23 protein-coding genes are annotated in these 20,291 nt (G+C 40.9%); 13 read left to right on the top strand and 10 right to left on the bottom strand.

Annotated features, from left to right (window positions below):
* Positions 1–2: 2 nt before the first annotated feature.
* From rplR to F580_RS0105530, 12 genes are all read left to right on the top strand, one after another.
* Positions 3–356, top strand: coding sequence for a 50S ribosomal protein L18 (rplR, locus tag F580_RS0105580; RefSeq protein ID WP_019026710.1), 354 nt, complete (start codon positions 3–5; stop codon positions 354–356).
* Positions 357–365: 9 nt separating this feature from the next.
* Positions 366–875 (top strand): 30S ribosomal protein S5, encoded by a 510-nt coding sequence (gene rpsE, locus F580_RS0105575; RefSeq protein WP_019026709.1) that lies wholly within the window; start codon positions 366–368, stop codon positions 873–875.
* Between the two features lie 6 nt (positions 876–881).
* Positions 882–1,061 carry a 50S ribosomal protein L30 gene (rpmD, locus tag F580_RS0105570; RefSeq protein WP_019026708.1) on the top strand — a complete coding sequence of 60 codons (180 nt, stop codon included), beginning with the start codon at positions 882–884 and terminating at the stop codon, positions 1,059–1,061.
* 2 nt (positions 1,062–1,063) lie between these two features.
* Positions 1,064–1,498, top strand: coding sequence for a 50S ribosomal protein L15 (gene rplO / locus F580_RS0105565; protein ID WP_019026707.1), 435 nt, complete (start codon positions 1,064–1,066; stop codon positions 1,496–1,498).
* A gap of 6 nt (positions 1,499–1,504) precedes the next feature.
* A complete protein-coding gene (gene secY, locus F580_RS0105560) occupies positions 1,505–2,842 on the top strand; it encodes a preprotein translocase subunit SecY (protein WP_019026706.1) in 1,338 nt (445 codons plus the stop codon).
* 30 nt (positions 2,843–2,872) lie between these two features.
* Positions 2,873–2,986, top strand: a complete 114-nt coding sequence (gene rpmJ, locus F580_RS25900; protein WP_083926946.1) for a 50S ribosomal protein L36 — start codon at positions 2,873–2,875, stop codon at positions 2,984–2,986.
* Positions 2,987–3,136: 150 nt separating this feature from the next.
* Positions 3,137–3,493, top strand: coding sequence for a 30S ribosomal protein S13 (gene rpsM / locus F580_RS0105555; RefSeq protein ID WP_011041473.1), 357 nt, complete (start codon positions 3,137–3,139; stop codon positions 3,491–3,493).
* A 13-nt stretch (positions 3,494–3,506) separates the two neighbouring features.
* A complete protein-coding gene (gene rpsK / locus F580_RS0105550; RefSeq protein ID WP_019026705.1) occupies positions 3,507–3,896 on the top strand; it encodes a 30S ribosomal protein S11 in 390 nt (129 codons plus the stop codon).
* Positions 3,897–3,927: 31 nt separating this feature from the next.
* A complete protein-coding gene (gene rpsD / locus F580_RS0105545) occupies positions 3,928–4,548 on the top strand; it encodes a 30S ribosomal protein S4 (RefSeq protein WP_019026704.1) in 621 nt (206 codons plus the stop codon).
* A 28-nt stretch (positions 4,549–4,576) separates the two neighbouring features.
* Positions 4,577–5,566, top strand: a complete 990-nt coding sequence (locus F580_RS0105540; RefSeq protein ID WP_019026703.1) for a DNA-directed RNA polymerase subunit alpha — start codon at positions 4,577–4,579, stop codon at positions 5,564–5,566.
* Between the two features lie 46 nt (positions 5,567–5,612).
* Positions 5,613–6,017 carry a 50S ribosomal protein L17 gene (gene rplQ, locus F580_RS0105535; protein ID WP_019026702.1) on the top strand — a complete coding sequence of 135 codons (405 nt, stop codon included), beginning with the start codon at positions 5,613–5,615 and terminating at the stop codon, positions 6,015–6,017.
* Positions 6,018–6,384: 367 nt separating this feature from the next.
* Entirely contained in the window at positions 6,385–7,284 is a 900-nt protein-coding gene (locus F580_RS0105530) for a phosphoribulokinase (RefSeq protein WP_019026701.1), read from the top strand.
* 271 nt (positions 7,285–7,555) lie between these two features.
* Here F580_RS0105530 and speD read toward each other — a convergent pair whose 3' ends face one another.
* From speD to F580_RS0105475, 10 genes are all read right to left on the bottom strand, one after another.
* Positions 7,556–8,314 carry an adenosylmethionine decarboxylase gene (gene speD, locus F580_RS0105525; RefSeq protein ID WP_019026700.1) on the bottom strand — a complete coding sequence of 253 codons (759 nt, stop codon included), beginning with the start codon at positions 8,312–8,314 and terminating at the stop codon, positions 7,556–7,558.
* 9 nt (positions 8,315–8,323) lie between these two features.
* The gene (locus F580_RS0105520; protein ID WP_019026699.1) at positions 8,324–8,731 is read right to left on the bottom strand and encodes an OsmC family protein; all 408 of its coding nucleotides are present in this window, start codon (positions 8,729–8,731) and stop codon (positions 8,324–8,326) included.
* A gap of 152 nt (positions 8,732–8,883) precedes the next feature.
* A complete protein-coding gene (locus F580_RS0105515; protein WP_019026698.1) occupies positions 8,884–9,228 on the bottom strand; it encodes a DUF3802 family protein in 345 nt (114 codons plus the stop codon).
* A 440-nt stretch (positions 9,229–9,668) separates the two neighbouring features.
* Entirely contained in the window at positions 9,669–10,787 is a 1,119-nt protein-coding gene (astE, locus tag F580_RS0105510; protein ID WP_019026697.1) for a succinylglutamate desuccinylase, read from the bottom strand.
* Entirely contained in the window at positions 10,788–12,266 is a 1,479-nt protein-coding gene (astD, locus tag F580_RS0105505; RefSeq protein WP_019026696.1) for a succinylglutamate-semialdehyde dehydrogenase, read from the bottom strand.
* A 181-nt stretch (positions 12,267–12,447) separates the two neighbouring features.
* On the bottom strand, positions 12,448–13,464 hold the full coding sequence (astA, locus tag F580_RS0105500; RefSeq protein ID WP_019026695.1) for an arginine N-succinyltransferase: 1,017 nt from the start codon (positions 13,462–13,464) through the stop codon (positions 12,448–12,450).
* Between the two features lie 138 nt (positions 13,465–13,602).
* On the bottom strand, positions 13,603–14,814 hold the full coding sequence (locus F580_RS0105490; RefSeq protein WP_019026693.1) for an aspartate aminotransferase family protein: 1,212 nt from the start codon (positions 14,812–14,814) through the stop codon (positions 13,603–13,605).
* Between the two features lie 372 nt (positions 14,815–15,186).
* A complete protein-coding gene (locus F580_RS0105485; RefSeq protein WP_019026692.1) occupies positions 15,187–16,332 on the bottom strand; it encodes an HDOD domain-containing protein in 1,146 nt (381 codons plus the stop codon).
* A 535-nt stretch (positions 16,333–16,867) separates the two neighbouring features.
* Positions 16,868–17,470 carry an anthranilate synthase component II gene (locus F580_RS0105480; RefSeq protein ID WP_026301267.1) on the bottom strand — a complete coding sequence of 201 codons (603 nt, stop codon included), beginning with the start codon at positions 17,468–17,470 and terminating at the stop codon, positions 16,868–16,870.
* 489 nt (positions 17,471–17,959) lie between these two features.
* Entirely contained in the window at positions 17,960–19,159 is a 1,200-nt protein-coding gene (locus F580_RS0105475; protein WP_019026690.1) for an alginate export family protein, read from the bottom strand.
* A gap of 588 nt (positions 19,160–19,747) precedes the next feature.
* Here F580_RS0105475 and F580_RS0105470 point away from each other — a divergent pair.
* Positions 19,748–19,978, top strand: coding sequence for a glutaredoxin family protein (locus F580_RS0105470; RefSeq protein ID WP_019026689.1), 231 nt, complete (start codon positions 19,748–19,750; stop codon positions 19,976–19,978).
* The last annotated feature ends 313 nt before the right edge of the window (positions 19,979–20,291 follow it).

Genomic DNA, 20,291 nt, shown 5'->3' with positions numbered 1-20,291 from the left:
CTATGGATAAGAGAACATCTCGTTTGCGCCGCGCTAAACGCGCTCGTGCAAAAATTAGCGAGTTGGGTGCGAATCGTTTAGTTGTATTCCGTACTCCTCGTCACATTTATGCTCAATTGATTGCACCAACTGGTTCTGAAGTAATCGCATCTGCGTCTACTTTAGATAAAGAAATTGCAGCTCAAATTGAAAAAACAGGTAATGTTGCAGCAGCAACTGCAGTAGGTAAAGCAATAGCTGAACGTGCTGTAGCAAAAGGTATCTCTAAGATAGCTTTTGATCGCTCTGGTTTCCTTTACCATGGTCGCGTAAAAGCGTTAGCAGAAGCAGCTCGCGAAGCTGGTCTTCAATTCTAGGAGTTGGTAATGGCTAATCATAAGCAAGAAAACTCACAACAAAGTGATATGGCTGAAAAGCTAATCGCAGTTAACCGCGTTTCAAAAGTGGTTAAAGGTGGTCGTATTTTCAGCTTTACTGCACTAACAGTTGTTGGTGACGGTAATGGTCGTGTTGGTTTTGGTTACGGTAAAGCACGTGAAGTGCCTGCTGCAATCCAAAAAGCAATGGAAAAAGCACACCGTAACATAGTAACAATTGACTTGAAGGGTACTACTCTTCAACATGTTATTACTGGTAAGCATTCAGGCTCTAAAGTTTTCATGAAACCAGCCTCTGACGGTACAGGTATCATCGCCGGTGGCGCGATGCGTGCAGTACTTGAAGTTGCAGGCGTTCAGAACGTATTGTCAAAAGCATACGGTTCTACTAACCCAATTAACGTAGTTCGCGCTACTGTTTCAGCTTTAGTGAATATGCATTCACCAAAAGATATGGCAGCTAAACGTGGCAAAAGCGTTAAAGAAATTTTGGGGTAATTGAGCATGACTAAAACAGTTAAAGTAACTCAAATAAAAAGTTCTATCGGTCGTTTACCGAAACATAGAGCTACATTAAAAGGCCTTGGTCTACGTCGTATCAATCATACAGTTGAGTTAGAAGATACTCCATCTGTACGTGGTATGATCAACAAGGTTTACTATATGGTTAAGGTGGAGGATTAATTATGCATTTAAATACTTTATCCCCTGCACCGGGATCTCACAAAGCTAGAAAGCGTTGTGGTCGTGGTATTGGTTCAGGCATCGGTAAAACTGGTGGTCGTGGTCACAAAGGTCAGAAGTCTCGTTCTGGCGGTAGTGTTCGTCCGGGTTTTGAAGGTGGTCAAATGCCATTGAAACAACGTTTACCTAAATTTGGTTTTACTTCACGTAAATCTTTAGTTCGCGCTGAAATACGTTTACATGAATTAAACCTAGTTAAAGGCGATGTTGTTGACATTCACGCTCTTAAAGACGCTGGTTTAATCACACGTAATATCGTAGCTATTAAAGTTATGTTATCTGGCGAAATTACTCGTCCGATTACATTACGTGGCATTGCAGTAACTAAAGGCGCACAAGCAGCTATTGAAGCTGCTGGTGGCAAAATAGAGGAATAATACACAATGGCTACACCAGGAATGGCTTCTCAAAAGGGAAGTAAAGGCGCAGGCGGTTTGTCTGAGCTGAAACAAAGATTATGGTTCGTATTCGTCGCCTTAGTTGTGCTACGTTTAGGGTCTTTTGTGCCAATCCCTGGTATTGACGCCGCTGTATTAGCTCAGTTCTTTGAACAACAAAAGGGCACCATTGTAGAGATGTTTAACATGTTCTCCGGTGGTGCACTTGAGCGAGCCTCAGTATTGGCACTTGGTATTATGCCGTACATTTCAGCTTCTATTATTATGCAATTGCTTACGGTTATGCACCCGGCAATGGCAGAATTGAAAAAAGAAGGTGAAGCTGGACGACGTAAAATCAGTCAATACACACGCTACGGCACTTTAGTTCTAGCAACAGTTCAAGCGATAGCGATTTCCAGAAGTTTACCGGATATGATGCAAGGCCTAGTAATTAATGCTGGCTTTAGTTTCTATTTCACTGCAGTTGTTAGTTTGGTTACTGGTACCATGTTTTTAATGTGGTTAGGTGAGCAAATTACTGAACGTGGTATCGGTAATGGTATTTCGATTATTATTTTCGCTGGTATTGTTGCTGGCATGCCGTCTGCAGTTGGTCAAACAGCTGAGATGGCGCGTCAAGGTGAAATACACTTATTAGTATTATTGCTTATAGGCGTTGTGGTATTTGCAGTAACTTTCTTAGTAGTATTTGTGGAACGTGGTCAGCGACGTATTGTTGTTAACTACGCTAAACGCCAACAAGGCCGAAAGGTTTTTGCCGCGCAAAGCACACATTTACCGCTGAAAGTGAATATGGCGGGTGTTATACCGCCAATCTTTGCCTCAAGTTTAATCTTGTTTCCAGGCACGCTTGCGAGCTGGTTTGGTCAAGGTGACGGCCCCGTAGCTGATTTCCTACAAGGTGTTTCAGGAGCTATGTCTCCAGGACAACCTTTGTATGTGATGATGTTAGCGGCAGCAATTATATTTTTCTGTTTCTTTTACACGGCTCTTGTTTTCAATCCGCGTGAAACAGCAGATAACTTGAAAAAGTCAGGTGCATTCATTCCAGGGATTCGTCCGGGTGAACAAACATCCAAATATATTGATAAAGTCATGACACGTTTAACCCTTTGTGGTGCGGCGTATATTACCTTTGTCTGTTTGGTTCCACAGTTTATGATCATGGCGTGGGACGTACAGTTCTACTTCGGCGGTACATCATTATTGATTATCGTAGTTGTGATTATGGACTTTATGGCACAAGTACAAACTCATATGATGTCTCATCAATATGACAATGTACTTAAGAAAGCAAACTTAAAAGGTTACGGTCGTTAGACCGAGCTGATTTAGTTAACGGAGTATAAAATGAAAGTACGTGCATCCGTAAAAAAGATTTGTCGTAATTGTAAAGTGGTAAAACGCAAAGGCGTAATTCGCGTTCTTTGTACTGAACCAAAGCACAAACAAAGACAAGGTTAAGATTAGTTTTTAATCAAAATCTTTTAGAAGTGGCATTATGCAGATAATTCTGTATAATGCCGTTTCGATTTGCAGAAAAAGAGAATGGTTGGGTATCCTAACGGGCTTTCCAACCAAAGTAATTTTAATAATTAATAGGAGATGTGATTAGTGGCCCGTATCGCTGGCATTAACATCCCTGATCGTAAGCATGCAGTAATCGCCATTACTGCGATTTACGGTATCGGAGCTACACGTGCGAAAGCAATTTGTGCAGCTACTGGTATCGCTGAATCAACGAAGATCAGTGAATTAGACGAGGCAAAAATTGATTTGCTTCGCGCCGAAGTGGACAAATTTACCGTAGAAGGTGATTTGCGCCGTGAAGTTTCAATGAACATTAAACGTCTTATGGATTTAGGTTGTTACCGTGGCATACGTCACCGTCGCAGTCTTCCTCTACGTGGTCAACGCACTAAAACAAATGCGCGTACCCGTAAAGGTCCTCGTAAGCCAATTAAGAAGTAAGAGGAACTAGACAATGGCTAAAACACCAGTTCGTTCGCGTAAACGCGTAAAAAAACAAGTTGCTGATGGCATGGCTCATATCCATGCTTCTTTCAACAACACAATCGTGACTCTTACAGATCGTCAAGGTAATGCTTTATCTTGGGCGACTGCAGGTGGTTCAGGTTTCCGTGGTTCACGTAAATCTACCCCTTTTGCTGCGCAAGTAGCTGCTGACCGCGCTGGCGCGGCTGCAAAAGAGTTTGGCTTGAAGAATATTGAAGTGTTCGTTAAAGGTCCAGGTCCAGGTCGTGAATCTGCTATCCGTGCCCTAAATGCTGCTGGTTTTAAAATCACCAACATTACTGACGTTACACCTATTCCTCATAATGGTTGTCGTCCTCCTAAGAAACGTCGCGTTTAATTGCACTTTTTAGGATAGTTGGAGAAAGAAAATGGCTAGATATTTAGGTCCTAAGTTAAAACTTTGTCGCCGCGAAGGAACAGATTTGTTCCTTAAAAGTGGTGTTAGAGCAATTGACACTAAATGTAAAATCGAAACAATACCAGGTCAACATGGCGCCCGTCGCGGTCGTTTATCAGATTACGGTGTTCAACTTCGTGAAAAACAAAAAGTTCGTCGTATTTATGGCGTACTTGAAAAACAATTCAGTAATTACTACAAAGAAGCGGCACGTCAAAAAGGAAATACAGGTGAAAACTTGTTACAACTTCTTGAAACTCGCCTTGATAACGTAGTTTACCGTATGGGTTATGCCAGCACTCGTGCTGAAGCCCGTCAATTAGTTAGCCATAAGGCTATCGTGGTAAACGGCGGAGTAGTTAATATTCCATCTTTCACTGTTAAAGCTGAAGATACTGTTTCTGTTCGTGAGAAGTCTAAAACTCAAGCGCGTATTATCGCTGCTTTAGAATTAGCTGATCAACGTGAGAAGCCACTTTGGGTTGAAGTAGATACTAAGAAGCTTGAAGGCGTGTTCAAACGCGTTCCTGATCGTGCTGACTTATCTGCCGAAATTAATGAACAGTTGATTGTTGAACTTTATTCTAAATAGTAAAGTTGCACTTTAAGAGAGGACATATATGCAGGGTTCTGTAACCGAATTCCTTAGACCACGCATGGTTGGTATCGAACATATCAACCCTCGTCGCGCTAAAGTAACTTTAGAGCCACTAGAACGTGGTTTTGGTCACACTTTAGGTAATGCGTTACGCCGCATTCTTTTATCTTCAATGCCGGGTTGTGCCGTAACTGAAGTAGAGATTGATGGTGTTTTACATGAGTACAGTAGTAAAGAAGGTGTTCAAGAGGACATCATCGAAATATTGTTAAACCTTAAAGGGCTAGCGGTAATTTTAGAAGGCAAAGATGAAGCCGTTCTAACGTTAACGAAGTCTGGTGAAGGCCCTGTAACGGCAGCTGATATTCAGCATGATGGCGATGTAGAAATTAAAAATCCCGATCATGTTATCTGCACCCTAACAGGTGAAGGTTCTATCAGCATGCGCATTAAAATTGAAATGGGTCGCGGTTACGTGCCTGCTTCAGTTCGACGCGATGCCGAGGAAGAAGATCGCGCTATTGGTCGTTTGTTGGTAGATGCCTCATTCAGCCCTGTAGTCAGAATTGCTTATGATGTTGAGTCTGCGCGTGTTGAACAACGTACAGATTTAGACAAATTAGTTTTAGACATGGAAACCAATGGTACATTGGATCCGGAAGAAGCTATCCGTCGCGCTTCAACTATTTTAGCTGAACAGCTAGATGCGTTTGTAGAGCTTCGTGATATTAAAGAAGTTGAACAAGTGGAAGAAAAACCATTATTCGACCCAATTTTGCTTCGTCCTGTTGATGATCTAGAATTAACTGTTCGTTCAGCTAACTGTTTAAAAGCAGAAGCAATTCAATATATTGGTGATTTAGTACAACGTGCTGAAGTTGAGCTTCTTAAAACGCCTAATTTAGGTAAGAAGTCTCTAACTGAAATCAAAGACGTATTAGCGTCGCGTGGTTTGTCTCTAGGTATGCGCCTAGAAAACTGGCCACCTGAAAGCATTGTTGACAACGACTAGTTCGATCATCGTTTTTTTATTAATAGTTTGAGAGAAGGATTAACTTATGCGTCATCGTCAAAGCGGTCGCCAGTTAAACCGTAATAGCAGTCATCGTAAAGCGATGTTCCGCAATATGGCAAGCTCTTTAGTTAAGCACGGTATTATTAAAACTACCGTCGCTAAAGCTAAAGAACTACGTATGGTAGTAGAGCCATTAATTACAATGGCTAAAACCGACAGCGTTGCAAATCGCCGTTTGGTATTTGCTCGTACACAAGATAAAGAAGTAGTAGGTATTTTATTCAACGAACTTGGTGCTCGTTACCAAGAACGTCCAGGTGGTTACACTCGCATTTTAAAATGTGGTTTCCGTACTGGTGATAAAGCGCCTATGGCTTACATTGAATTAGTAGACCGCCCAGTAGTAGAAGATGCTCCTGAAGTAGTTGAAGAATCAGCTGAAGCTTAAACGAAAGTTTATACTTTAATTAAAAAACCGAGCTTAGGCTCGGTTTTTTATTGCCTAAAATTTAGTAATATTCTAAAAATTGCCAGCAATGTTCGCGGCTAAAGCCGGCTCCTACAGGCACACACTGTAGGAGGGTGTTTACGCCCGAACAGGCACTCGCAATGTTCGCGGCTAAAGCCGGCTCCTACAGGCATACATTGTAGGAGGGTGTTTACGCCCGAACGTTTACTCGCAATGGTCGCGGCTAAAGCCGGCTCCTACAGGCACACACTGTAGGAGGGTGTTTACGCCCGAACATTTACTTGACCTTACCTACGATTCACCGTATAAAATAACTATTGTACCTTAGTTAACACTTAGAGCTTTTATGTCGTCACGAAATCCAATTATTGCTGTTACCGGTTCATCAGGGGCTGGCACGTCAACTACAACAGCATCTTTTGAACATATCTTTCGAACGCTTGGTATTAGCTCAATTAATGTTGAGGGTGATAGCTTCCACCGTTTTTCTCGTCAAGAGATGGATATGGAAAAGCGAAAGGCCAAAGAAGCGCGTACGAACATCAGTTACTTTGGTGATCTTGCCAATGACTTTGGTGCTTTAGAAAAATTGTTTCGTACCTACGGTGAAACAGGAAAGGGACAAACTAGGCGTTATTTGCATACCTTTGATGAGGCGGTGCCATTCAATCAAATGCCAGGTACTTTTACCCCGTGGAAAGATTTTGGTGAAGGCACCGATCTATTGTATTACGAGGGATTACATGGCGGTGTGGTCACTAAAGAGAATGATGTCGCTAAACATGTCGACCTACTCATTGGCATGGTCCCTATTGTTAACCTCGAGTGGATTCAAAAAATCATTCGCGATACCAATAAACGCGGCCACTCTCGAGAAGCCGTCACCGCTAGTATCGTACGCAGTATGGAAGATTATATATCTTTCATTACCCCACAGTTTTCACGTACGCATATCAACTTTCAGCGCGTGCCAACGGTTGACACTTCTAATCCCTTTAGCGCTAAAGCAATCCCTAGCCTAGATGAAAGCTTTGTCGTTATACGTTTTCGGGAAATGAAGAATGTAGATTTTCAATATTACCTACGTATGATTGATGGTTCTTTTATGTCAAGAATAAACACGCTTGTCGTTCCTGGTGGCAAGATGGGCTTGGCCATGGAATTAATTCTTACGCCATTGATCAGTGATTTGATTACCCGTAAAACCCAAGCCAATAAGCAACTTGATTGGATGAGTGATCTTTAGTCGAAAGATGTCACCAAATAGCAAAGCACAAAAGTATAAACACCGTCTTGTTCGAAGATCCATTGCAAACCTTCGGGCGTAAACACCCTCCTACAAAGGAACATCCCAGCCCCTGTAGGAGCCGGCTTTAGCCGCGAATAGTAGCGCAAAGCGAGGCCTACATGGATGTAGGTCACTTAGGTTATGCATGGAGCATATAACCTGTCTAAGGGCTTTTTACTTTAAAAGAAGGAAATCTGAAGGCCCAGGGAAAAACGCGCTATTTATAGCTTCATTCGTGGCGATGGTTGCCGATAAACAAATCGGCTAGTTCTGATCTGAGTCGTTTATTTAGCTGCTCTTCATGCAACAAGGTTAGTTGTTGTGGCTGATAATTGAAAATATGCTTGGCTAAATCAATAGATCGCCTAGCTAACTTACAATGAAACAAATGATTGTTAGCCATGACACTGTCTTTAATTTGGTATGTCTGAAGGGTCTCTTGAGATAAATGCTCACTGATCCGAGTAATATCATGATCGCTAAAACATTTTTTACCCCGTTGATCGCGAGTCATGCCTCTAACACGGTAATCTATATCAATAACATCTGCTGAGAACGCTTCAATAACGTAATCAAGCACTTTTAATGGAGAAATGATGCCACAGGTCGATAATTCTATATCGGCTCTAAAAATGGCAATGTTTTGTTGTGGGGTTTCTTCAGGATAGGTGTGAATACACAAATGACTTTTGTCTAGATGAGCCACTAAAGATTCAGGTTTTGCTTCTTCTGACATCATCAAGGTAACACTCGCTCCTTGCGGCGTGTACTCTTGGCTCGCTATATTTAACACATTACCGCCAATAGCATGACAAATTTTAGTCAGTAACTGTTCAAGGTGGTTACTACTATACGTCTTGTTGATATAAGCATGATAGTCGGCAACCGCTTGCTCTGAAGTGAGGTAATGCACCCTATACAAGGAGAAACTTAAACTCTTGGTTAAGTTATTAAAGCCATACAGGGGGATTTTATTGTCAGTTTGCATAAAGAACAGTTAATCAGCCGCGACAATTTCAAAATCGTGAGTGATAGCCACTTTACCATTAAGCATTAATGCCACTGAGCAATATTTGTCGGCCGACAAACTTACCGCACGCTCAACATGTTTAGGCGAAATATCAGTACCGGTGATTACAAAGTGAAGATGAATCTTGTCAAATAAGGCCGGAACGCTATCAACGCGATTACCAACAAGCTCTACACGACAGCCAACAATATTTTGTCTCGCTTTTTGTAAGATGCTAACGACATCTACCGATGAACAACCGCCAAGAGAAATAAGCACTGCTTCCATAGGGCTTGGTGCTAAGTTGCCGCCATTAGCATCTAAAACTAAGGTATGACCACTCTCTGAAGTACCCATAAATAACTCTTCGCCTAACCATTTTACTTGTGCTTTCATTGTTAACTCTATTCTTAATTAATGATTATAAATAATATACAGGGATTCTATCTAAGTTACCGCACTACCACCAGTTGTAATGTGTAATAACGGGTTAACTGGATCTAGTTTGGCGAACAGCGCTAAGGGAGTAGCGCGATAATTGGTTAGCGTTAATCGTTATGAATAACGGTATCGAAGAGGTTTTTAATTAAACTAGCAAATTCTTTGATGAAGGCGAGTTGTTCGGCATTAACAGGGTTGTTGAGCACACCAGAAAGAATTTCTTCAAGATCATAAACGATGGCATCAACTTCACGAATGATGGCATTACGTTGATTAAAAGTGAGGTCTTTATTTTGACTACAAACCATTATTATTTGCCCACAAAGCTCAACCTCAATGGCCGATATCACGGTTTCCTTGGCATGCTTTGGTGGCGTTGAGTTTTCAAATAAACTGAGATGCTCGGTAAGGTACTCTATGATTTGAATATAACCGTCAGTGTCTGTAACCATAATTAATTTTCTTACCTTTGCAGATGCGAGTGCTTGTGTTTGAGTATAGTGCTATTTTAGCGGTTAAAGCCAGTATGAATCAATAGCGGTATTATTTAGAAACATAGCTAAAACAAAAGCCATAAAAAAAGCCTTATAAATAAGGCTTTTAAATTTGGTAATTTATACCCAAGCTACTTCAAGATGCTCGTTTCAGGACGGCTGAGCGATTCATAATCAAGGCGCGTATTTTATTAATGGTTATTCCCTTAATTTCATACGCAACGATGAATATGATTTGCTCATCCGTCCCCGTAGGGCTGGTTTAGAAACGCTTTATCCATCGTTATTGATTTCGATAATGGAATAACCATGCTCTTCAATGAATGCCTTGACTAAAGACGTTTCTAATTCCAACTGAATCCTGCATCTTGAGGTTGTTTGGGTATATAAATAACTTGTTATGACAAGGTAGTTGGCACTACCATCAAGACCGCGCGTTGACCATTACCGACATTAGCATTAGGGAAAACAATGCTCTCACCAGGCTGCGTAGTTCGGTACTCTTGACCGGTATCCGTTGATAACAAGGTATCAACCGGGTAATCGGTAAAGTTACTGGCTGAATCATCAATATATAATTTAAAGTTTTCACTGACTTTAGTGATATCACCCAGCGCAGTAAATAAATTAAAATCAGCATTAGCAAAAGTTTTCAGCGATAACTCTCGGTCTGTGACCAAAGCGGTTAACTGCTCAGTCATGGCCGAAAAGTTAGCCATATCATTTTCACCAAACGGTCTTACTTTACCTAACTCGATGGTAAAGGCGTGCGCCGAGAAATTCGCGCTACTATAGTAAGAAAAGGTGCCGCTAGGACCATGACCAAATAAAATGGTGTTCACACCACAACTTGCCATAAAGCTTAATTGCTCTTTATCCCACGGTTTACCGTTTTGGAAAGGGTAAATAGCAAACTTTTCATATTTAGAGTTGCGAATAGCGGTATGTAAATCATAGTGATAGTTAGTTACTTCACCATTTTCAGTGCCAGCATTAAAGAAAGCACTCACATAGCGCTCTAGTTTTTCAGCACGATCTTTTTCAAAACAAGCGGCTATATCTTGATGCTTGCCACAAAATAACCGGTTTAAGTTTTCTGTTTGAAAACGTTTGGCAATATTCATCGCCACAGGATTACCCATAATGAACAGTGTACGGTGCTTTAAGGTAATCTTTTGCGCAATGATATCGCCAACAATTTGTTGAACAATTTCAATCGGGGCAGTTTCATTACCATGAATGCCCGATGAAATAACAATACTCTTACTTGGCTTATCTGACGTAGCTGAGCTTTGTGGCTCAACTAACAAGACACCACTATCAAGTAAACTCACCTTAGCGCCTTTTACATTAAAGTTGAGGTTATTCTCCCTGCCAGTTTGAGCTAAACCTTGTTCAAACTGACGCGTTAACGAGATGAAGTCACCTTGTTGCACAAACAGGTTATAAGCTTGGACAAAGCTATCAGCACTAATATCCGTGAGTGTTGGTGAAGTTAGAGTATTGTTGTTTTGCATTTAGAATTTCATACCTGGAGATAATGTTGCAGGTAAGCTTACTTTCTCAGCTTCAACGGAAGCGATAGGGTAGGCACAATAATCAGCAGCATAAAATGCACTGGCTCTGTGGTTACCACTTGCGCCAATACCACCAAAAGGTGCTGCGCTGCTAGCGCCAGTAATAGGCTTGTTCCAGTTAACGATACCAGCACGAATGCGAGTAAAGAAGTGGTTGTAAGATTCTTCACTGTCAGACAATAAACCAGCGGATAAACCAAAACCGGTGTTGTTGGCTTCATCAATGGCTTGATCAAAGTCAGTGTAACGATAAACTTTCACTAATGGGCCAAAGTATTCTTCATCTGGGATATCAGCAATAATGTCACTTACATCGATAATGCCTGGTGAAACAAAACCCGTACCCGCTTCTAAGTGCTTAAGCTCAACAATTGAGGTTGCACCTAAGGCTAGTAATTTGTCTTGGGCAGCAACTAAGCTTAAAGCAGCTTTTTCAGAGATCATAGAGCCCATAAATGGTTGCTCTTCATCGTCATAGTAACCAATCGTTAAGTTCTTAGTTACTTCGATAAGACGGGCTAAAATTGCATCACCTTGTTCATTAGCTTCAATGAATAAACGACGTGCACAAGTACAACGTTGACCAGTTGTTACGAAAGCAGACTGAACAATGTCATGTACTGCCGCATCGATATCGTCGACACCTTTAACAACAAGTGGGTTATTGCCACCCATTTCTAGCGCAAGAATTTTACCAGGTTGACCGGCAAATTGTTCATGTAATAAATGACCCGTAGTCGAGCTACCTGTGAAGAACAAACCATCAATAAGTTTATGGCTGGCAAGTGCTTTACCTGTTTCAACTTCGCCTTGAACTAGATTAATAACACCGTTAGGTAAACCCGCTTTTTCCCAAAGTTTTAACATTTCTTCTGCAACACGCGGCGTTAATTCACTTGGCTTAAAGACAATAGTATTACCGGCAATTAGTGCTGGCACTATATGGCCATTGGGTAAATGACCTGGGAAGTTATAAGGACCAAAAATAGCAACAACACCATGTGGCTTGTGACGGATAAAGGCTTTAGCACCAGGCATAGGGTTTTCAACTGTACCTGTACGCTCATTGTAAGCTTTAAGTGAAATCGCTATTTTAGCGACCATAGCACCCGCTTCACCGGTAGTTTCCCACTTTGGCTTGCCTGTTTCTAAAGCAATGGTTGTTGCTAGCGCATCTTTGTTTTCAGCTAATAACTCAGCAAATTTAGTGATCACAGCGACACGTTTTTCTAAACTAATATTTGCCCAACTTTCAAAGGCTTTACGAGCACTTAATACCGCATCGTTTACTTGCTCGGCACTGGCTGTTTTACCTTGCCAAATAACTTCATTACGCGCCGGGTTAGATGAACTAACATCATGACCTAAGCCTGCTTGCCATTGACCATTAATAAATTGAACTGGATTTGTGTGAGACATGGTATTTCCTTCTCATTGATAGTGGTGACAGAGAGTGTCGCTGTCACCATTAATAATTTGATCAGTGGCTTCATTGGTTAATGATAGCCACGCTAAACCGTGAAGTAATTTTTGCTGAGAATGTTTGCTGAATAAGCGCTAGGTATTAACTCGGCATTAACTAGCTATTAACTAGGTGTATTTAGTTTGCTACCAAGCGAACCCAATCACCTTCATTAACCATTAAGACATCAGCAACTACCTGGCTAATCACTACTTGATTGGCGGTATCGCGTAAAGACAATGGTGCTTGAGTGGCTCTAAAGTCGGCAACTTTACTATTACAAATAATGTAATTATCCGTTGATTGCACATCGCCAATGATTACTTGGCAACGTTTACTGTGGTTTACCGTACGAATATTGTTAACGTGAGATTCAACCGTTGGACCGCCGTCAAAAATATCAACATAACCACGTCGAGCAAAACCTTCTGCTTCTAATAAGCGCAGTGCTGGCACTGTTTTAGGATGTACTTTATCAATCACTGCTTGCGCTTCTTTGCTGAGCAAATTCACGTAAATAGGATATTTAGGCATTAATTCAGCGATAAAAACTTTTTTACCAATACCGGTTAAGTAATCGGCAGTAGGGAAGTCCATTGAGAAAAAGTGCTCTTCAAGCCACTGCCAAAATGGTGAGCTGCCGTTTTCATCTGAAATACCGCGCATTTCGGCAATGATAGTGTCAGAGAAGCGCTCTTTGTGTTCGGCAATAAAAAGAAAACGGAAACGTGATAAAAAGCGGCCGTTATTATTTTTACGATGACTATCGCTTAAAAACAGCGTACAAATTTCGCTAGCACCGGTGTAGTCATTACACAAAGATAAGGTTTCAACAGTATTGTAAATGTTAAGTTCGCGTGAGCTATGGACAACTTTACCTAGGTGATAATGGTAAAAAGCATCGTCTAAACCTACTGCGGCTTCAATACCACTGGTACCAACAACTTCACCCGTTTCGGTATCTTCCATAACAAAAAGATAGCCTTCGTTGCCAGGTTGGCTAACGTCTTTATCAAAAGACTCTTCTGCTCTGTTGATACGTTGTTGAAGTAACTGCTCATTCACAGGTAGCGAAGTAAAACCATGACCAGAATCAACTGCAATTTGGTATAGGGCTTTCAAGTCACTTTTTTTAATAGGACGTACAATGATCATAATTGCTCTCGAAGAAGGGGAGAAGTTTGCTGCTCAAGTATTACACCTTGAGCAGCGAATACCAATCGGACTATGTTTTACAATGAATGAGTCCAAGGGGTATTACTATTAGCATTGACTAGGCTAGTCTAAATTAAGTTAGACCAGGCTAGCGATAGCTTTTTCAAAGCGTGCTAAGCCAAGGGTAATGTCTTCATCAGAAATAACAAGTGAAGGTGCAAAGCGTACGATATTTGCGCCAGCAATTAATACCATCAAACCTTCAGTCATCGAAGCGTTTAAAAATGCTTTTGCTTGACCTTGGTATTTATCATTCAATACCGCACCAATTAACAAGCCTTTACCACGAATTTCAGAGAAAACGTCATATTTAGCATTAATTGCGTTTAAGCCATCAACATAAAGTTTAGCTTTAGCTTTGATACCATCGAAAACTTCTTTAGTGTTTACCGTATCTAATACTGCTTCAGCAACAGCACAAGCTAATGGGTTACCGCCATAGGTACTTCCATGAGAGCCTAATTTAAGGTGCTTAGCAATTTCTGTCGTAGTAAGCATAGCGCCGATAGGGAAACCGCCACCTAAACCTTTAGCAGTAGTTAAGATATCAGGCGTAACACCTAAATCCATGTAGGCGTATAAGTGACCTAAACGGCCAACACCTGTTTGAACTTCATCAAAAATTAATAAAGCATTGTGCTGATCACATAAAGCGCGCACACCTTTAATAAATTCATCAGTTGGTGAAATAATACCGCCTTCACCTTGTAATGGCTCAATCATTACCGCACAAGTTTTATCAGAGATAAGTGCTTTTAAGCTATCTAAGTTATTGTATTCAGCATGGTCGATATCACCAGGTTTAGGACCAAAACCGTCAGAATAAGCAGCTTGACCACCTACCGTTACGGTAAAGAAAGTACGGCCATGGAAACCTTGTTTAAAAGCGATGATTTGTGATTTTTCAACACTGTGAACTTCTAATGCCCAACGACGTGCTAATTTAAGCGCCGCTTCGTTTGCTTCTGCACCTGAGTTACAAAAGTAAACTTTTTCAGCAAAAGTGCTATCTACTAATTTCTTTGCTAAACGTAATGCCGGTTCGTTGGTTTGAACATTTGATAAATGCCAAAGCTTCTCGCCTTGCTCTTTTAAAGCACCTACTAATGCAGGGTGACAGTGACCTAAAGAACTAACGGCAATGCCACCAGCAAAATCAATGTATTCATTACCTTGTTGATCCCACACTCGAGAGCCTTTACCACGAACAGGAATAACCGCTGAAGGGGCATAGTTTGGTACCATTACATCATCAAATAAACCGCGTTCAACCGAAAAATGATCTGACATTTAAAAATCCTCAATTATAAGTAGGTAATGTTTTTAACAGCTTACTGCATTATTTAAATATTGCTTAATGAATATCTAAATTTAGTGAAAAATAAGGACAGCGCGTTAAAAATAGAGCGGTAGTATGACAGGAAATAGTCAGTTTGTCTTGCTGTGCTTGGCTACAGCCCATGCAAAGCAAAGGCTTAGCTAATTTTATTCATAAAAGGTGAATATTTATAAAGAGGATTTTTTTTGCTTTAATCGGGGGGACGTGAGGGACTATACGTTTGCTTGCGGAACAACCCTTAAGGTCATCTTTTAATAATTAATCAGAAAAAAAACAGCTCAAAAGTGGAATAGAGTGGCAAATTAGCGCCAAACTGTGGAGATTTAGCTGAAGTTGAGCTTAATGTGATCAATATCGCTCTTTTTCAATAGGGTTATTTCAGCCGGTGTTAAATTGACCGAGCTCAGTAGTATTTTACTTTCGTCACCGTTGATTAACGCGCCTTTTGCTAACGCGCGAAAGGCGACAAACGCTTTAGCTTTGGCAACCACTTGCGCAATAGGGTGCATTTTATCCAGTCGTTCAGCATAGGCTAAATCAAAAATTGGCTCGGTGATAGCTAAGCGTCTAAACGCCATCTTTTCAATTAAATCTGCAGATAACTCTGCGCTGCGCATCGTCAGTTGTTCAAGCAGTATTTCTTCACTGGCGGATATTCTTGATAAGACATTATGTAAACGCTTATCCTTACTTTCAAACGATTTACGTAATTCTTTCTTATGCATTTCGCTAAAGGTAGTTAAATAACAGCGCGTCACCGCTAGCTTGCCTATATTTGACAGCATACCGGTAGTGAAAGCGGTGAATTCATCTAAGCCCTGCTCTTTGGCTAACACAGAAGAAGCTAAGGCAATAGATAAACTATTATTCCAGAGTTTCCTTTTCATCAGACCATAAGGCGCGGTACTGGTTGGTAACCAATGTTTGAGGGTAAAGGTGGGCATAACCAATTTTAAATTGTCTAAACCAATGTAACTTAAGGCCAGTTTAGCATCCGTTACTTGCACATCGGCACGCTTACGGTATTGCGGTTTATTGACCAGGCTTATTAAATCCGTGGTCAACCAAGATAATGATGCTGCCAAATTTTTGATTTGATTAACCGAAGCGGCACGGGCAGATAAAATATCTAAAATGGCAGGGCAGGCGTCTTCAATGCCTAGTATATGGTGGTATAGGTGTTCTTTATTATCAAAATCTCTATTGATTTTGGTGCGCATGCGGCTAAAGAAGTTCCGTTCGGTTAACTTACGAAAATGCTCTTCACCATGTTCGGCAATAATTTTTTCTTGTTGTGCTTCAACTTCCACAGATAACAATTCACGGCGACGATTTTCTTGCTCACTACCTTGATGATTAACCAACGGGATCTTGCCACTTTGCTTTTCGGCAAAATCTTTACTGATAAATTGGCTAGTTGCGCGTTGGTAGATAGCGGCGACGGCAGGATTGTTTTCAAAAAGTAGCATAGATATTTTATTGCTTATCTAAAGATAAAGTGAGGGGAAAAAAATTAAGTTTATCGTTTTAACTCAGTAAAGTATCACTTTATCTGCTTTTATTTGATAAAACTTATGCCATTAACCTGAACTCGGTTTAATAGCTAGACTAATCATTTGAAATATAGCATAAAACCAAATAAATTATCGCTAGCAAACGTTCGGGCGTAAACACCCTCCTACAATTCGAACACGTTGCCCCTTGTAGGAGCCGGCTTTAGCCGCGAACATTGCGAGATTCCCGATAAGACGCAGATTCTCCTGGAGCAAACATTCGGGCGTAAACACTCTCCTACAGCGAACATTGTCTGTTCGGGCGTAAACACCCTCCTACAGCGAACATTCTCTGTTCGGGCGTAAACACCTTCCTACAGCGAACATTGTCTGTTCGGGCGTAAACACCCTCCTACAGCGAACATTCTCTGTTCGGGCGTAAACACCCTCCTACAGCGAACATTCTTTGTTCGGGCGTAAACACCCTCCTACAGCGAACATTCTCTCAGGTTTAATAGCTTATCGGATAATTTTTATATTTCTTGATAAAATTTTCTAATAAATCGTGCCCTTGTTCAGTGAGCACTGATTCAGGATGAAATTGTACGCTGCTTATCGCTAATGTTTTATGCTCTAGTGCCATAATCTCATCATCGTTACCTTGTTCATCTTGGCTCCATGCCGTAACGGTAAGTTCACTAGGTAATGAATGCTTATTTACAATTAAGGAGTGATAACGCGTCACTCGCAATGGCTGATTTAAACCAGTAAATAAGCCTTGCTGATTGTGACGTATTTTAGAGGTTTTACCATGCATCACCTGTTTGGCTTTTTCAACGTTAGCACCAAAGTGTTGGGCAATACATTGATGACCTAAACAAACACCTAACAAAGGTACCTTGCCAGAAAATTGTGCTACCACCGCTAAAGAAATTCCCGCAGCGTCTGGATCACAAGGTCCAGGCGATATGACAATATATTGCGGTTTTAACTGTGCTATTTCTTCAAGGCTAATTTCATTATTTCTATAGACAACCACCTCTTGACCTAGTGCTTGGAAGTAGTGCACTAAATTAAAAGTAAATGAGTCATAATTGTCGATCATTAATAACAAAAAGGTGTCGCTTAGCAGAAGGGATAAATTTCGCGGCTATTCTAATGCTTTTAGTCACCAGAGGCAAACGTTCGGGCGTAAACACCCTCCTACAATTCGAACACGTTCCCCTTGTAGGAGCTGGCTTTAGCCGCGAACATTGCTAGATTCAGGAGAATGTGCGTCAAGATAACATGCGTCAAGATAATTGCTCCTGCATTATCTTCATAAGGTACGTCCTGTACCGTCTGCATTATCTAATAAGTAGCATCCATGGCATAAGGCACAAGCGCGAATAAATTCCCGCCTACGGAAGTGACGGTTCATAGGTTTGCTGTACTTGCGCATAAAAAGGTTACTGGTAGTTGGTTGAGGCGCAGCCGCTGATTTGCTAATAAGTGCTACCCCTGGCATAAGGCACAAGCGCGAATAAATTCCCGCCTACGGAAGTGACGAATCTTTCGCATTTGATCTAATATGCACAGAACAGTAATGCTTAGAATTTCATGACTAGAACTTAGCGGTTAGCTGAACCCATACTTTATTAGTATCAGTTGGCTTTTGATCTGCATCACCAGCACCGTAGTTAGCAGCTTTCACTAATACGCCGTAGTTTTTATTTATTTGATAACTAGCCACTAAGTTAAGCTCACTACCAAAATCAATGTTTTCTACATCGGATGAGAAGTCATGGTAAGTTGCGGCCCACTTAACGCCAGACACTTTACCCTTAGCGGTTAAGTAAATATCTTGTAGACCTTCACCCGGAGTACCTAAGAATTTATCAGCCCAACCGTTAAACGCATGTTTAGTTGCTAGTGGTGTATTAAAACCAACACCATTATCACTACCAAGTAATTCATAACCACCTATTACCGTGACTGGGCCAAAGTTATAACCGGCTTCTGCATTGATATACATAGCAGAATAGCTTTTTACATTACCACCTACATCAGTTTGGCTTGCTAAGCTGGCGTTTACTATGAATTGACCAAACTTACCGTTATATAAAGCGCCAAGTGTATTGCTAGAGTTTTTATATTGCTCAATAGCATCATAATCTAAAAGATAGGCAAAAGCGGAAATCTTATGAGCTTTGTTAATGTTGTAATTAGCGTTTACTAGGTGAAAGTCACCTTTAACGTTGTTGGCGGTAATATCATTAATGTTGTGAATGTAGCTATAATCTACTGAAAATGCTTCGACTTGATATTGGGCACGAATACCATCATAGGTTTGCTCATTTTGACGCCAGCCAACACCACCGACAAAACGTTGATTGTTATGTAAAATACGCTGGCGACCAACAACAGCACTAAAACCATCGTTTGCATACTTGATATAACCTTGATTTACATCAGTGCCTTGTGGATCGGCAATGACAGGGTATTGACCTTGGCCGTTAGTTTTGCTGTTGTAGTCATCAACTAAAGCGTCAACCTTATCGACTTCTAATCCAAGTGAGAAGTTACTATAACTGCCAGTATTGATTGTTATACGACTTCTCAACGTTAAGGCTGAAGCGTCTTTATCTATACCATCTTGATCTACGCCTTCATATCTCGCGCGTAAATCTACTTTAACCGTGCTTTCACTTAATGCCTTACTAATGCTTTCACCATGCTCTGTTTCATTGGCATAGGTAGCAGGGGCAACTAAAATTGCGGCGCTAATTAGCGATAAGGTAAATTTGTTTATTGCTGTTTTCATCATAATTTCCTGGTGTGATGTTTTTAAAACGGAAAGCTAACCTCTTATTCACTAGTACAGGTTCAGTAGTACAGGTAAAACAGGTAATGTCGTAAATCTAGTAAAGGTAATCATTGTTATGGGTAGCTGATGTAGATATTTTTGCACCGCAACGCCAATCATAGTTTGATTTAAATCAAGTTGTTAATCGTTGACTTTGAATAGCGTTACTAACTTGATATACATCAAACTTTATAACAACTTTAGCCTAACCTGAGTGTTTATGCTTTTTGAGTCTTCTTTTACTTGGACTTGGCTTGGTAGCTATGTGGTGTGCTATTTGTGCAAAAGCAGAATTAGGAAGTATTAGCAGGGAAGTAGTTAGCAGGGAGTATTAGCGGAGAAATAGTCGTTGGAAATCTTCACTGATAAATAATAGGTAAAAATCTTAGCTGTAAAAGCTTGTCTTGGGGTGAGATAATATTGCCTATTACATTTTCCCGCTGTGTTTAAATAGCAAAGAAAATCGTGAGCTAAACGCTAAACGCTAAACAGAACTGAGCTAAAGCGAACATAGTTAAAATATCTAAGCAAACAAAGGCGCAATAAATGAAAAGAGTCGTACTATATAGCAGTGATAAATGTCCACACTGCCAAACAGCTAAACGTTATCTTGAGCAGCAAGGTATTACTTTTAGATTATGTAATGTTAAAACAGCTCAAGGGCAAAAAGAGTTCGCGCTTACCCGGTTGCGTGGCGTACCTGTTTTAAAAGTAGGTGATCAATTACTCAATGGTTTTTCAGTGAAAACATTTGAAGCAGCTTATCAGGGCTCTTAAGTAAACGTTCGGGCGTAAACACCCTCCTACAAAAACCGGGCGTAAACACCTGTAGGAGTCGGCTTTAGCCACGAACAATTCGAAAACCGCCGAACATCCCATCGGGCATCAAACCCTGTTCGGGCGTAAACACCCTCCTACAGCGAACATTGCTAGATTCCCGACAAGTGAACTCGGGAATGACGAATCTTTCTCATTTCATCTAATATGCACATAACAGCAGTTGTCATCCCCAAGTGATGCGCGAACAAGTTCCCGCCTACGGGGATGGGTATTTGTATTCGTAGGCGGGATTTTAATCGCGCAGGGGTTA

It is taken from the genome of Colwellia piezophila ATCC BAA-637 (genome assembly GCF_000378625.1).
GTDB classification, from domain to species: Bacteria; Pseudomonadota; Gammaproteobacteria; order Enterobacterales; family Alteromonadaceae; genus Colwellia; species Colwellia piezophila.
This window is presented reverse-complemented; position numbering and strand designations above follow the sequence as displayed.